This window comes from Proteus vulgaris, from assembly GCF_016239305.1.
GTDB lineage: Bacteria > Pseudomonadota > Gammaproteobacteria > Enterobacterales > Enterobacteriaceae > Proteus > Proteus vulgaris_C.
Map to the genome: position 1 here is coordinate 1 of NZ_JAEHOQ010000006.1, position 15192 is coordinate 15192.

The following is a 15192-nucleotide window of genomic DNA, read 5'->3' on the forward strand; positions in this document are numbered from 1 at the left end:
ATTAAGAAACCTAAGTCTAACGACTTAGGTTTTTTTTTGCTTAAAAATTTAAGAATAAAAATACATTAAATCTCTAAAATTAAGTAAAAGTAACTGCTTTATATAAAAATAATTACTTTTGTTGATTATAGTGTCCTTTTAAAAGATGAGGGTAGCGCTAGGCTTTGGTATACTTAAGTTATAGCAAGAAATCTTGCTGCTTATCTGGGGTTGTTAATGGCGAAGAAACCGACTTATTCAGTACGTTTTGTGGCAGGTCAACCTGTAGAAAGGATTGAACCAAGCCCGCCTTTAAGTGAAAGAAAGGGTACATTACCTATTGGAATGCCTCTTTATACAGAAGGTACGCTAAAAATTGCGGTTTGGAATATCTATAAACAGCAACGACCCAATTGGCGTAATATGTTAGAAATTTTATCAACAGATACGCATTTACTTTTATTGCAAGAGGCTCAAACTACGCCAGAGCTTGTTCGTTTTGCAGGAACCCATCATTTAATTGCAGATCAAGTTCCCGCCTTAGCTTTTCAGCAACATCCTGCGGGGGTAATGACTTTATCAAGTTCTCATCCTATCTATTGTTGTCCTTTAAGAGAAAAAGAACCTTTTCTACGTTTATCAAAATCAGCATTAATTACGGTATATCCGCTGATCACGGGTGATCATCTGATGGTGATTAATGTGCATGCGATTAATTTTAGTTTTGGTGTTGATGTGTATCAGCGTCAATTAAGTAACTTATCTGTTCATATCATGCACCATAAAGGCCCCATTATTCTTGCGGGTGATTTTAATGCATGGAGCCGCCCTAGAGTGAATGTATTAAAGCGTTTTGCGAGAAGATTAAGACTTAAAGAGGTTATTTTTGATAATGATTGGCGTACCAAAGCATTTGGTAAACCATTAGATTATATTTTCTATCGCGGGTTATCACTAAATAATGCTGAAGTGCTGATCACTGATGCCTCAGATCATCACCCTTTAATTGCAACATTTTATTAGTGGGTGATAATAACGATAGTTAATATTAAATTTAAATATTTAAATTTAATATGATTATACCTACCATCAATTAGAATAATGATTTTAAAGATAGTTTATCTATCTATTTAATCTATTTGTTATATTAATGCCTTTTACTATACTTTTTTTGTCTATCTAATATCACTAGATATAGGAAATAAAATGCCAACAAAAAATATAGTTATTATTGGCGGTGGTACCGGCGGAACTATTCTTGCTAATATCCTGGCTAAAAAGTTAAATGATGAAATCTTTTCAAATAAAATTAAAATAACACTTATTTCTGATAATCCTCATCATTATTACAAACCTGCATTTATGTATATTGCATTTAATCTTTTTTTAAAAGAAGAGTTAATGCGATCAGAAAGAAGTTTATTAAGACCTGAAATTGAACTTATTATAGATAAAGCGGAGCGCTTTGACTTTAACAATAAAATTATTTATTGCGAGTCCAAGAAAAAATATAATTATGATTTTTTAGTTTTAGCAACGGGTTGTGTTCCTAGCCCTCATAGAATTGAAGGTTTAAAAGAAGCAGGAAGTCATTTTTATCAATATGAAGCAGCAAGAGCACTCGCTGATAAACTTGCGACAATTGAAAAAGGGCGTGTATTTATTACAGTGAGTTTCCCTGAAACGCCGAATGTGCCTCATCAATGTGGTATTGCTCCAATGGAAACAACCTTGATGCTTGATGAACTATTACGTCAACGTCGAGTAAGAAACAATATTGAAATTGTCTATACTTATCCTACGGTTGCTCAACTTCTAAGAAACTGTTTGTTTATGCAACAAGAGGTTTGTGAAGTCCTTCCTGCGGTATTTTCAGAGCGAGATATTAAAGCTAAACGTGGATTTACATTAAGCCATGTTGATCCAGATAAGAAGATAGCTTACTCAAAAGAGGGTGAAGCAGAGCCGTTTGATATTCTGATGAGCACTCCACCAATTACTGCGGTTGAAGCTATACGTAACACGGGTTTAAGTGAACATAATAATGGTGAAGGTTGGTTACCGACAGATCCTGAAACATTACAAGTTTATGGATTAAACCAAGTTTATGTTCTTGGTGACACCGTTGATTTACCAATCAGCAAAGCCGGTGGTAGCTGTCATAACCAAGCGGGTGTGATTGCTAATAATATCTGTGGTGAACTTCGCTATGGCTATCCTGCCGCCATTTACGATGGTCGAGTACAAGCCGTTGCACAAATGGGGCTATCAGCAGGAATGCCATTACAATATGACTATAAACACGACGTAATACCTACACCGCCAACAAAATTAGGGGGATTATTGCGTAATAGTTATAACAGGGGTTTATATTGGGCAACAGTTAGAGGATTATTATAGGGGATACAATAATGAGTGAAAATAATTTAAGCCCAGAAGATATTCAACTGTTAACGGATGAAGATAAATTACACCTTCAACATCTATTAGAAAAAGCAAGACCATTATTAGCACTAAAGCGGTTTGATAATATCGTCGATTTATTATCTTTAATATCAGATTCAATAGATATTATGGATAACGCAACTGTTGAAAAACTTTCTGTCGCATTTGAAGAAACATTAATTCCAGTATGGGAGTTAAGTGCTGCTTATAATATGGCAAAGAAAGAATCTATTTATCAAGATAAAAAATATACTTTAGGATCAACTTTTGCGTTATTAAGAAATCCTGATACGCTTAAAGGGATCTCTATTATTCTAAGAACAGTTCAAATTATCGGGGAAAATAACCAGCGAATAGAAAACTAATTAATAATTAGTAGATGTAATGACGCAAGGTAATAAACATTTTAATACTCAAGCAATACATTATGGTTATTCTCCGTTAGATTCTCAGGGGGCATTAGTGCCTCCTATTTTTCAAACGTCTACTTTTGTTTTTCCGACGGCTCAATATGGAGCTGATTGTTTTGCAGGGCGGCAAAAAGGATATTTTTATTTATAGATTTCTAATCCCATATTAGATTTATTAGAAAAACCTTTGACATAATTATATGATAAAAAAGGCTGTGAAATTAACCACAGCCTTTATTGTCTAACTCAATATTGATTAATTTAGAAATATGATTTATTTCTGGTTCATTCTTGGTTTGATGCCCACATAGTAGCCGATAGTTAAAATCGCTACCCAGACCATACCCACAATCAATGCCATTCTAGTTGATTCAAAATAACCTAAGATTGCGATAACAAATGCCATAAAGACGATAGTCAGCGCTGGTGCCACAGGCCATAGTGGTACTGGGAATTTAAGTGTTTTTACTTCTTCTGCGCTCATCTTACGACGCATGGCGACTTGAGAAAGTAAAATCATTAACCAAACCCAAACTGTTGCAAATGTCGCAATAGAGGCAATTAAAACAAAGATTTGCTCTGGGATAAGGTAATTAAGCACTACACCAAGTAACAATACCACAGACATCACTAGTACTGTCATCCAAGGCACGCCATTACGGGTAAGCTTCATAAAGGATTTAGGTGCTTGTCCTTCTTGAGCCATACCATACATCATACGACCAGCCCCAAAGATATCACTATTAATTGCGGAAATTGCGGCTGTGATAACCACAAGGTTTAAGATATTTGCCGCTGAATTGATCCCTAGATTTGAGAAAATCTGTACAAATGGGCTACCGTTATGGCCGATTTGTTGCCAAGGGAAAATACACATTAAAATAAAAATCGTCAGAACATAGAATAATAAGATACGAAATGGTACGGCATTGATAGCTTTAGGAATGGTTTTTTCAGGATCTTTAGCTTCACTGGCAGTAATACCAATCACTTCAATCCCACCAAACGCAAACATAACAATGGCAAGCGAGGCGATAACCCCCTCAATACCATTTGGCATAAAACCACCAAACTCCCATAAATTAGAAATACCAATAGGATGTTCAGTTTGTTGGCCAAAGCCATACATCATAATAACAACACCACCAATGATCATTGCGATAATAGCGGTGACTTTAACAATAGAAAGCCAAAACTCCATTTCACCAAATATCTTCACATGGCAAAGGTTTAAGGCACCAATAAAGCAAACTATGCCTAATACCCATATCCATTGATCGACATCTGGGAACCAAAGTTTCATATAAAAACCGAATGCTGTGACATCAGCTAAACAAACGATCAGCATTTCAAAAACGTAGTTCCAGCCGGTTAAGAAGCCTGCTAAAGGTCCCATGTAATGGCTAGCATATTGTGAGAAAGAGCCCGCAACAGGATGATGAACGGCCATTTCCCCTAATGCGCGCATAACCATGAATACCGCGGCACCACCGATAAGGTAAGCCAATAATACTGCTGGACCTGCTTTTTCAATGGCTGCAGCTGAGCCATAAAATAGACCTGTCCCGATCGCAGAGCCTAGCGCCATGAAACGAATGTGCCGCCCTGATAATCCTCGTGAAAGTTGATTCTCTTTTTGCATCTAAAGTATTCCCATCTCTGTCCAACGGAGGAACTCTATCCTCTTTTTCAGTGTCTTCTCGCACGTTAGCTATTCAAAACAAACCATGTACCTTATCATAAAGCCTCTTACGGTGAGATAGTTATCTGTAATAATCATCAGCATTCATTGGATATCAGAGTTTCTTATGCAATACCCCATTAATGAAGTGTTTCAAACCTTACAGGGTGAAGGTGTTTTTACTGGCGTTCCTGCGCTTTTTGTTCGATTACAGGGTTGTCCTGTAGGTTGTAGTTGGTGTGATACCAAACATACTTGGGAAAAAGAAGACGAAAAAAAAGTTCCTCTTGGCGATATTCCTATTAAAACGCAAGAAAGTGATACTTGGGGCGAAGCCAGCGTTACTCAGATTTTATCACTTTTCCAACAGCAAGGTTATAGTGCAAAACACGTGGTTATTACGGGAGGCGAACCTTGCTTATATGATTTACGTCCTTTAACCGAAGGATTTGAGCAAGCAGGTTTTGCCTGCCAAATAGAAACCAGTGGTACTCACGATATTTTATGTAGTGAGAAGACATGGGTGACACTTTCCCCAAAAGTAGGTATGAAAGGGGGATTTACGGTATTACCCAGTGCAATCAATCGAGCTAATGAGATAAAACATCCAGTTGGGCGTGAAAAAGATATTGAAGCGTTGGATGACTTGCTGACATTACGCACAGAACACCCTGCACCTGTTGTTGCCTTACAACCTATTAGTTGTAAAGAGAGTGCAACGGCATTGTGTATTAAAACTTGTATTGAACGTAATTGGCGTTTCTCAATGCAAACGCATAAATATTTAAATATTGCGTGATCAGATTTTAATATGAAAAAAATCAGCCAATAAAAGGCTGATTTTCTTTTAGGTGATAACGGGTTAATATTAATACAGATCTATTCACCGCGATAAATACATCCTGCTGTACACGTCTCTTTCACCATTACCGCAGATAATAATGGTAATACCGGTTTTACTTGCTGCCAAATCCATTTTGCGAGCACTTCGCTGGTCGGATTTTCAAGGCCTTCAATTTCATTAAGATAGTAGTGATCAAGACGCTCAAGAGTGGGTTTAAATGCGGCTTTAACATCAGCAAAATCAATAAGCCAACCTGACTGCGTATCAACTTCACCTGTTAGCTCTAATCGAACCAAAAAGGAGTGTCCGTGCAGGCGTCCGCATTTGTGGCCTTCAGGAACATGCGGTAAATGGTGGGCGGCTTCAAACTGAAAATCTTTAAAGATGGTGGTTGTCATCAAAACTCTCTTGACTTAATTAGTAAAAAAAAGACACAAATAGAACGAAGTCTACCAGTGTAGCTGATTTAGCGTATCACGCCTAATCTCCCTTAATCTTAATGACTTGTTATGTTCCTTTTTGCTTATTAATTATATTGGTAAAGGAAACCGATAAATAAATTTAGCATTTAAGGTTATTAGATAGAGCCAACAGGTCTTTAATTCATCTTCTAGTCGTGAGATACCCTCACAATATTAGAAATATTATTAAAGAACAATAAAGCACAGATAAGTGCTTCGCTTTTTTAAGGCAGGATAAATGAGCAATAAACCCCCATTATTATCAATGCTTCCATTAACACCGGAGCAATTGAATAAATTACAGGACGCAACAAAAGATCTCTCAACAGCGCAAATGGCGTGGTTATCAGGGTATTTATGGGGGCAATTGGATCATGCTGCCGTACCCGTGCCTACAGCGGTTGTTTCACCACAAGTTCCTGAACAAGAGACAATTACATTAATCTCTGCCTCTCAGACGGGTAATGCCCGCCATCTGGCAGAACAATTACGAGATAACCTAGTTACTCATAAATTGAATGTTGAGTTGTACTCTGCCAGTGAATATAAATTTAAGCAGATCCATAAAGCGACAACCTTAATTATTATTGCATCTACACAAGGTGAGGGTGAGCCTCCAGAAGAAGCGATTGCTTTCTATAAATACCTGCACTCTAAAAAAGCATCTGAAATGAAGGAAACGTCTTATGCGGTATTCAGTTTAGGCGATACCTCTTACGAACATTTCTGCAAAGCAGGCAAAGACTTTGATGAAAGAATTGCCCAACTGGGTGCAATGCGCTTATTACCTAGAGTTGATGCTGATGTTGAATATCAGTCTATTGCGGATGAATGGATACAACAGCTTACGGAGATCTTAAAAGCAAAAGTACCTGCACAGAGTACAAAAGTATTACAGCAAACGCAGTCAGGTACGACGGATACGATAGAAACTTCTATTTATCATCGTGATGCGCCTTTTACTGCCACATTACTGACTAATCAAAAAATCACAGGTCGAAATTCAGATAGAGATATTCGCCATATTGAAATCAGCCTTGAAGGTTCTGATTTGCAATATCAACCCGGTGATGCGCTGGGCGTTTGGTTTAATAACTCGCCTGAAAAAGTCGATGAACTCATTGCGTTATTGTGGCTAAAAGGTGACGAACCTGTCACGTTAAAATCTCAAACATTCACCTTAAAAGAAGCCTTATTACATCATTGTGAATTGACTCAAAATAGCTCGCCTATCGTCAAAGCCTATGCACAACTTACACGCCATGAAGATTTATTGTCACTCATTGCTGATAAAACAAAGCTTCAGCAATATGCACAAAAACATCCTATCAATGAGATGGTACGCCAATATTGTGCTCAACCAACGGCACAAGACTTTGTGGATATTTTACGTCCATTAACACCACGCCTTTATTCTATCGCTTCATCACAACAGGAAGTGGAAGAGGAAGTACACCTTACATTAGGTGTTGTGCGTTATGACGTAAACTCGCGTGCGTATACTGGTGGTGCCTCTGGCTTTTTAGCGGATAGCTTGAAAGAAGGCGATACCGTCAATGTTTTTATTGAAAAAAATGAACATTTTCGTTTACCAAGCAATAACGATGCACCCGTGATCATGATTGGCCCAGGTACAGGTATTGCACCTTTTAGAGCCTTTATGCAACAGCGCGAAAATGACGGTGCAACAGGTAAAAACTGGTTATTTTTCGGTAATCCTCATTTTGTTGAAGATTTTCTCTATCAAGTGGAATGGCAACGTTATGTCAAAAGCGGTCTGTTAACCCATATCGATTTAGCATGGTCACGAGATCAAGCACATAAAATTTATGTACAAGATAAATTACGTGAACGTGGTAGTGAGATTTGGCAATGGTTACAACAAGGCGCTTATCTTTATGTCTGTGGTGATGCATCACATATGGCAAAAGATGTTGAGCAAGCGTTGTTAGATATTGTGATGGAGTATGGCAATAAAAATAGTGAAGAAGCAGATGAATATTTAAGTGAGTTACGTCTAGAACGGCGTTATCAGAGGGATGTCTATTAAATGAAATTACATACTCAAGCGCCCTTAGTGGTTGAAGGGAAACTGGCTGATAGTGAACGCATGAAAAAAGAGAGTCATTTTTTACGTGGCACTATTACAGAAGACTTACAAAATGGTTTAACGGGTGGGTTTGAAGGCGATAACTTTCTATTGATCCGCTTTCATGGCATGTATCAACAAGATGATAGAGATATTCGTGCTGAACGAGCTCAGCAAATGTTAGAGCCTCGTCATGCGATGATGTTACGTTGTCGTTTACCTGGTGGTATTATCTCACCTAAACAGTGGCTTAGCATTGATCAGTTTGCGACAGAAAATACACTTTACGGCAGTATTCGAATTACTAACCGCCAAACTTTTCAATTTCATGGCATTTTAAAGGGCAATGTAAAACCTGCCCATCAAATGTTAGCCGCCACAGGACTTGATTCTCTAGCAACTGCGAATGATGTTAATCGTAATGTCTTATGTACTTCAAACCCTGTGCAATCTTCATTGCATCAAGAAGCGTATGAGTGGGCAAAAAAAATATCAGAGCATTTATTACCACGTACTCATGCATATGCTGAAATTTGGTTAGATAAAGAAAAAGTAGCGACGACTGATGAAGAGCCTATATTAGGCGAAACCTATTTACCTCGAAAATTTAAAACCTCAGTGGTGATCCCGCCTCATAATGATGTTGATCTTCATGCAAATGATATGAATTTTATTGCAATTGCTGAAAATGGACGTCTTGTTGGTTTTAATGTGCTCGTGGGTGGCGGTCTTGCGATGACTCATGGTGATAAGAATACCTTTCCTCGCTTAGCCAGTGAATTTGGTTATATCCCTATCGAAAAAACCTTAGCAATTGCTGAAGCGATTGTGACGACTCAGCGTGATTGGGGAAACCGTACTGAACGTAAAAATGCAAAAACAAAATACACATTAGAACGTGTTGGAATAGAAACATTTAAGCAGGAAGTTGAACGTCGTTCAGGTGTGATTTTTGATATTATTCGACCTTATGAATTTACACATAGGGGCGATAAAATTGGTTGGCTAAAAGGTGTTGATGATAAATGGCATCTTACTTTATTTATTGAAAGTGGTCGATTAATTGATAAACCTGATGCTCAGTTAAAAACAGGTGTCGCTGAAATAGCTAAAATTCATCAAGGTGATTTTCGTCTTACAGCTAATCAAAATTTAATTGTGGCGGGTGTACCTGAAAATGAGAAAGCAAGTATTGAAGCTATTGCTCGCCAATATGGATTGATTGATAGCAAGGTAACCCCTCTGCGCGAACATGCAATGGCCTGTGTCTCTTTTCCAACTTGCCCATTAGCGATGGCTGAAGCTGAGCGTTTTTTACCTTCATTCACCGATACACTTGATCGTTTGATGACAAAACATGGTGTGAATGATGAGTATATTGTTGTTCGTGTGACAGGATGCCCGAATGGCTGTGGTCGCGCTATGTTGGCAGAAGTTGGGCTGGTGGGAAAAGCCCCCGATCGTTATAACTTACATTTAGGCGGAAATCGCATAGGTACACGCATTCCTAGAATGTATCGTGAAAATATTACCTCGCAAGAAATTATAACAATACTTGATTCATTAATTGGTGAATGGGCCAATTCTCGCCATAACAATGAAGGATTTGGTGATTTCCTTATTCGTACGGATGTTGTTAAACCTGTACTCAATTCTGCCGTGGATTTTTATGAAGTACAGGAGGCGGTATGAATATATTTCAGCTTGATCAACTAAGGTTATTATCAGTAAAAGAACAACAAAAAACATTAGCTGAAATTAATCAACAACTTGAGCAATTCAGCGCTATTGAACGTATTACTTGGGCTTTAGCACATTTGCCTAAAGCTTATGTATTAAGCTCTAGTTTTGGTATTCAGTCCGCAGTCTGTTTGCATTTGATTACAAAGCAATATCCTGATATTCCTGTGATTTTGACAGATACAGGTTATTTGTTTCCTGAGACTTATCAGTTTATTGATACATTGACTCAACAGTTACAACTTAATTTAAAGGTGTATCGAGCTGAATTATCTTCATCTTGGCAAGAAGCTCGCTACGGTAAACTTTGGTTAAATGGCATAGACGGTATTGAGCGATATAATGATATTAATAAAGTTGAGCCGATGGAGAGAGCATTAAAAACACTACAGGCTCAAACATGGTTTGCAGGTCTTCGCCGACAACAATCTAAAAGTCGTGAGCATTTGCCAGTGCTTTCCATTGCAAAAGGGATCTTTAAGTTTTTGCCGATAGTAGATTGGGATAATAAACAAGTTCATCAATACCTTAAAGAAAATGATTTACCTTATCACCCCTTATGGGAGCAAGGTTATCTCTCTGTGGGTGACACTCATACAACCCGAAAATGGGAAGACGGTATGAGTGAAGAAGAAACGCGTTTTTTTGGTTTAAAACGTGAGTGTGGGTTACACGAATAACGCCATTATTTATCAATAAAAAATAATTAGGGTAATAGTTCAATCTATTGCTCTATTTTTCGTTTTTAAAAAAAACTAACTCATTGAAATTATTTTATTTTCCCTTATTCCTTTCTGTTCCATCACATAGCTTTTTGTCATTTCATAAGCCCTAAAGCACCTTTTATAGTCATTACTCATAAAGTGAACAATGAAGGTGAGATACGCGTATGGATTACCTACCCTTATTCGTGGAATTAAAAGAACGCCCTGTGTTATTGGTGGGGGGGGGTCATGTCGCTGCGCGTAAAGCTTTGCTGTTATTAAAAGCTGGTGCTCGCTTAAGAGTGATTGCACCTCAATTATGTGATGAATTACATCTCGCTTATCAGCAAGATAAAATCGAATGGGTGTCAGCAAAATATCAATCTGAACATTTATCAGGAATGATGCTAGTTATTGTGGCTACGGATGACAGTGTGCTTAATCAGCAAGTTTATCTTGATGCACAAGCTAAACATATTTTTGTCAATGTCGTGGATTCACAACCTCAATGCTCATTTATCTTTCCTGCCATTATTGACAGAAACCCTATTTTGATTGCGATTTCTTCTGCGGGAAAAGCACCTGTTTTAGTTCGTATGATACGTGAGAAATTAGAGGCATTATTGCCAAGTTCATTAGGCACAATGGCGACAATAGCAGGAAAATGGCGCCATAAAGTGAAACAACACTTAGATACTTTTCAAGCGCGTTGTCGTTTTTGGGAGCAAGCCTTCGGGGGTAAATTTGCCACTTTAGTGGCGAATGATCAATTGGTTCAAGCAGAAGCCCAACTGGAACAACAACTAAAACAAAAAGAGAGCGAACAAGGTGAACTCGCATTAGTTGGAGCAGGCCCAGGTGATGCAGGTTTATTAACATTGCGCGGTTTACAGGTTATCCAACAAGCTGAAGTCGTCCTTTATGACAGTTTAGTGAGTCCAGAAGTTTTAGAGCTTGTACGACGCGATGCTGACACTATTTGTGTGGGCAAAAGAGCTGGACATCACAGTGTTTCTCAAGAGGAAACAAATGCACTGATTGTGAAATATGTGCAATTAGGTAAACGAGTTGTTCGGTTAAAAGGGGGGGATCCCTTTATTTTTGGACGTGGTGGTGAAGAAATTGAAATTGCTATCGCACATGGGATTTCATTTCAGGTTGTACCGGGAGTCACAGCTGCCAGCGGAGCAAGTGCTTATGCCGGGATCCCATTAACTCATCGACAATATGCACAAAGTGTCACTTTTATGACGGGTCACTGTAAAGCTGATGGTATTGAGCCAGATTGGGGATCATTAGCACAAGCTAATCACACCCTCGCCATTTATATGGGAGTGGCAAAAGCAGAACTGATTAGTCAGCGTTTAATCAAACTCGGGCGCTCTCCATTAACACCTATCGCGGTTATCAGTTGTGGCACACGCCATGATCAGCAAGTTTTCACGGGTAATCTAACGCAGTTAGCGCAATTGGCAGAAAAAGCACCCACTCCGGCTCTATTGATTGTGGGAGAGGTGGCTGCATTGCACCATCAACTTGCGTGGTTTGGCGATAGACATGCTTATTCTTCTTTACCTTCGCACCACTCACCTTTGGTGCATTTTGCCTAAACGAGGTTGTTATGAATGAAACACAGTTAACGCATCTTCAGCAATTAGAAGCAGAAAGTATTTATATCCTGCGTGAAGTTGTCGCTGAATTTGCAAATCCCGTCATGCTTTATTCAATAGGCAAAGATTCCTCGGTGATGTTGCATTTAGCACGCAAGGCGTTTTATCCCGCTAAATTACCTTTTCCTTTGTTACATGTTGATACTGGCTGGAAATTTCGAGAAATGTATGATTTTCGAGATAAAACAGCTAAAGAATATGGGTTTGATCTTAAGGTTTATCGCAATCCACAAGGTGCAGAGCTTGGAATTAATCCGTTTATTCATGGTAGTGCAAAACATACGGATATCATGAAAACAGAAGGATTAAAGCAAGCCTTAGACAAATATGGTTTTGATGCGGCATTTGGTGGCGCTCGTCGTGATGAAGAAAAATCACGAGCCAAAGAACGTATTTATTCATTTAGAGACAGATCTCATCGTTGGGATCCTAAAAACCAAAGACCTGAATTATGGAAAAACTATAACGGTCAAATTAATAAAGGTGAAAGTATCCGAGTATTTCCATTATCTAACTGGACTGAACTCGATATTTGGCAATATATCTATTTAGAAAGTATCGATATTGTTCCTCTTTATTTTGCAAAAAATAGACCTGTTGTTGAGCGTGATGGCACATTAATTATGGTTGATGACGACAGAATTGATCTTAAACCAGGTGAAGTTATTACTCAGCAACAAGTGAGATTTAGAACTTTAGGGTGCTGGCCATTAACCGGAGCGATTCCTTCACAAGCAGAAACATTACCTGCCATTATTGAGGAAATGCTGATTTCCACCAGCAGTGAACGACAAGGACGTTTAATTGATAGTGATCAGTCCGCCTCAATGGAACTGAAAAAACGTCAAGGTTACTTTTAATTGGAGGATATATGGGACTTGCAGCCGTGAAAACAAATCAACTTATTGCTGGCGAGATTGCACATTTTGGTGGTGTGGAAAGCTATCTTAAAATGCAACAAAACAAAGGGCTATTACGATTTTTAACCTGTGGTGATGTTGATGATGGTAAAAGCACATTAATAGGGCGTTTGCTTCATGATACAAGGCAGATCTACGAAGATCAGCTTTCTACATTACAAACGGAAAGTAAAAAAATAGGTACTCAAGGTGAAAAGCTCGATCTCGCTTTGCTGGTGGATGGATTAGCAGCGGAAAGGGAGCAAGGGATCACCATTGATGTTGCTTATCGTTATTTTTCAACGGCAAAACGCAAGTTTATTATTGCTGACACACCGGGACATGCGCAATATACTCGTAATATGGCGACAGGTGCATCAACCAGTACGCTTTCTATTCTGCTGATCGATTCTCGTAAAGGTGTACAAGAGCAAACGAGACGTCATAGTTTTATCAGCACACTACTGGGGATACGTCATCTGATTGTGGCGATTAACAAAATGGATCTGGTAGATCACCAACAAGCTATTTTTAATTCGATCCAACAAGATTACCTCAAATTTGCCGATCAACTTCCGACAGATCTAACCATTGAATTTGTTCCTATCTCTGCGCTTGATGGTGATAATGTCGTTTCACCTTCTTTGAATATGCCTTGGTATCAAGGGAAAACGTTGATTTCATTATTAGAAGATGCGCCAGTTAAATTGGGTTCATCTACGCAATCACTGCGTTTTCCTGTGCAATATGTAAATCGTCCTGATCTAGATTTTAGAGGATACAGTGGCACGATCTCTTCTGGTGTTCTTTACCAAGGACAACAAATCAAAGTATTACCTTCGGAGCAACGTTCTACCATCAAACGTATTGTTACTTTTGATGGTGATTTAACACAAGCGAGTGCAGGACAAGCTATTACACTTGTTTTAGCTGATGAAATTGATATTAGTCGTGGCGATATTATTATTGATAGTAGTGATACAACTGCCAATATTAGCACTCATGCATTGATAGATGTGGTATGGATGTCAGATCAACCCTTAGTGCAAGGACACATACTTGATATCAAAATTGCAGGCAAAAAGAGTCGAGCAAAAATAGAGAATATTCATTATCAAGTGGATGTGAATAAACTTACTCAACAAGTCACAGATAACTTAAGTTTAAATGCAATAGGTAGTGTTGAAGTCTCATTTGAAGAGCCCTTAGTACTAGATAACTATCAAGCCAATGCCGATATGGGAGGACTTATTTTTATTGATAGGTTAAGCAATGTCACAGTAGGGGCTGGGCTTATCCGAGAAACTCGTAATACGCCTATACAAACTACGACACAATACGATGCTTTTGAAGTCGAGCTTAATCAGCTTATCCGTCGTCATTTTCCTCATTGGGGAGCAAGGGATCTTCTTGGAGGAAAATAAAGATGATAAGCGAAGATATTGTCTGGCATTCACATAAAATTGGATTGAACGAGCGTGAATCACAGCAGGCACATAAAGGGTGTGTGCTTTGGTTTACTGGACTGTCGGGGTCGGGTAAATCCACGCTTGCTGATGCATTAGAGCAAGCACTTTATCAACACTCAGATTCGCCAATTCATACCTATTTATTAGATGGCGATAATTTACGTCATGGATTATGCCGTGATCTTGGGTTTAGTGAAGCAGATCGGCATGAAAATATTCGCCGTGTGGGGGAAGTGGCTAAATTGATGGTAGATGCGGGGCTTATTGTTTTAACCGCATTTATCTCACCTTATCAAGAAGACAGGCAACAAGTTAGGCGCCGTCTTGGGCAAGGTCGATTTATTGAGATCTTTGTCGATACCCCACTTCATATTTGCGAGGCACGTGATCCGAAAGGGCTTTATCAAAAGGCAAGGCGTGGTGAAATAAAACAGTTTTCAGGCATAGATTCACCTTATGAACGCCCTGTTGATCCTGAATTACATTTAGATGGCACACACTCTATTAATAAACTTACTCAGCAAATTCTCATTTACCTACAGCAAAATCAAATTTGCCGTTAATTGTGAAGTGAAATTCAATTATCTCTACACAAACACCTCATAAAAGGGAGGAATGTGTAGAGAAGTAAACGTATTATTCGTGTGAAATGTATTTATCATCCCCTAGTTTAAAATGCCATTAAGGCTTTTCATCTAAAGCGAGTTTATTGATCAATTAAACCCATCTTGCCTTATCTTAATAAGAAAAAATTAAGCCTTAATCTGAATATAACAAAAGTGACCCACGTTTATAGTGAGC

The 15192-nt window shown here is 38.5% G+C and carries 13 protein-coding genes and 1 pseudogene; 12 read left to right on the forward strand and 2 right to left on the reverse strand.

The window, feature by feature from the left end; translation table 11 throughout:
- The first annotated feature begins 216 nt into the window (after positions 1-216).
- The 4 genes and pseudogenes from JEP40_RS05625 to JEP40_RS05640 form a co-directional block, all read left to right on the forward strand.
- Positions 217-1002, forward strand: coding sequence for an endonuclease/exonuclease/phosphatase family protein (locus JEP40_RS05625; protein ID WP_198622794.1), 786 nt, complete (start codon positions 217-219; stop codon positions 1000-1002).
- A 183-nt stretch (positions 1003-1185) separates the two neighbouring features.
- Positions 1186-2379, forward strand: a complete 1194-nt coding sequence (locus JEP40_RS05630) for an NAD(P)/FAD-dependent oxidoreductase (RefSeq protein ID WP_198622795.1) — start codon at positions 1186-1188, stop codon at positions 2377-2379.
- Positions 2380-2390: 11 nt separating this feature from the next.
- Positions 2391-2789 carry a hypothetical protein gene (locus tag JEP40_RS05635; RefSeq protein WP_198622796.1) on the forward strand — a complete coding sequence of 133 codons (399 nt, stop codon included), beginning with the start codon at positions 2391-2393 and terminating at the stop codon, positions 2787-2789.
- A 19-nt stretch (positions 2790-2808) separates the two neighbouring features.
- Positions 2809-2982, forward strand: a pseudogene (locus tag JEP40_RS05640) (PLP-dependent transferase); the annotation flags it as partial.
- 126 nt (positions 2983-3108) lie between these two features.
- Here the strand turns inward: JEP40_RS05640 and JEP40_RS05645 are convergent.
- A complete protein-coding gene (locus tag JEP40_RS05645; RefSeq protein ID WP_109409740.1) occupies positions 3109-4476 on the reverse strand; it encodes an amino acid permease in 1368 nt (455 codons plus the stop codon).
- A 166-nt stretch (positions 4477-4642) separates the two neighbouring features.
- Between JEP40_RS05645 and queE the strand changes: the two genes are divergently transcribed.
- On the forward strand, positions 4643-5314 hold the full coding sequence (gene queE / locus JEP40_RS05650; protein WP_198622797.1) for a 7-carboxy-7-deazaguanine synthase QueE: 672 nt from the start codon (positions 4643-4645) through the stop codon (positions 5312-5314).
- An 80-nt stretch (positions 5315-5394) separates the two neighbouring features.
- On the opposite strand, the gene queD is transcribed toward queE, so the two are convergent.
- Positions 5395-5757 (reverse strand): 6-carboxytetrahydropterin synthase QueD, encoded by a 363-nt coding sequence (gene queD, locus JEP40_RS05655; protein ID WP_198622798.1) that lies wholly within the window; start codon positions 5755-5757, stop codon positions 5395-5397.
- Positions 5758-6058: 301 nt separating this feature from the next.
- On the opposite strand from queD, the gene cysJ reads away from it, so the two are divergent.
- The 7 genes from cysJ (at position 6059) to cysC (ending at position 14954) form a co-directional block, all read left to right on the forward strand.
- Entirely contained in the window at positions 6059-7870 is a 1812-nt protein-coding gene (gene cysJ / locus JEP40_RS05660; protein WP_198622799.1) for an NADPH-dependent assimilatory sulfite reductase flavoprotein subunit, read from the forward strand.
- Positions 7871-9601, forward strand: a complete 1731-nt coding sequence (gene cysI, locus JEP40_RS05665) for an assimilatory sulfite reductase (NADPH) hemoprotein subunit (protein ID WP_198622800.1) — start codon at positions 7871-7873, stop codon at positions 9599-9601.
- Positions 9598-10329 (forward strand): phosphoadenylyl-sulfate reductase, encoded by a 732-nt coding sequence (locus JEP40_RS05670; protein WP_198622801.1) that lies wholly within the window; start codon positions 9598-9600, stop codon positions 10327-10329. The genes cysI and JEP40_RS05670 overlap by 4 nt, the downstream gene beginning before the upstream one ends.
- 209 nt (positions 10330-10538) lie before the next feature.
- Positions 10539-11963 carry a siroheme synthase CysG gene (gene cysG / locus JEP40_RS05675; protein WP_198622802.1) on the forward strand — a complete coding sequence of 475 codons (1425 nt, stop codon included), beginning with the start codon at positions 10539-10541 and terminating at the stop codon, positions 11961-11963.
- 11 nt (positions 11964-11974) lie between these two features.
- A complete protein-coding gene (cysD, locus tag JEP40_RS05680; protein WP_198622803.1) occupies positions 11975-12883 on the forward strand; it encodes a sulfate adenylyltransferase subunit CysD in 909 nt (302 codons plus the stop codon).
- An 11-nt stretch (positions 12884-12894) separates the two neighbouring features.
- Entirely contained in the window at positions 12895-14346 is a 1452-nt protein-coding gene (gene cysN / locus JEP40_RS05685; RefSeq protein WP_198622804.1) for a sulfate adenylyltransferase subunit CysN, read from the forward strand.
- 2 nt (positions 14347-14348) lie between these two features.
- The gene (gene cysC / locus JEP40_RS05690) at positions 14349-14954 is read left to right on the forward strand and encodes an adenylyl-sulfate kinase (protein WP_198622805.1); all 606 of its coding nucleotides are present in this window, start codon (positions 14349-14351) and stop codon (positions 14952-14954) included.
- Positions 14955-15192 lie beyond the last annotated feature (238 nt).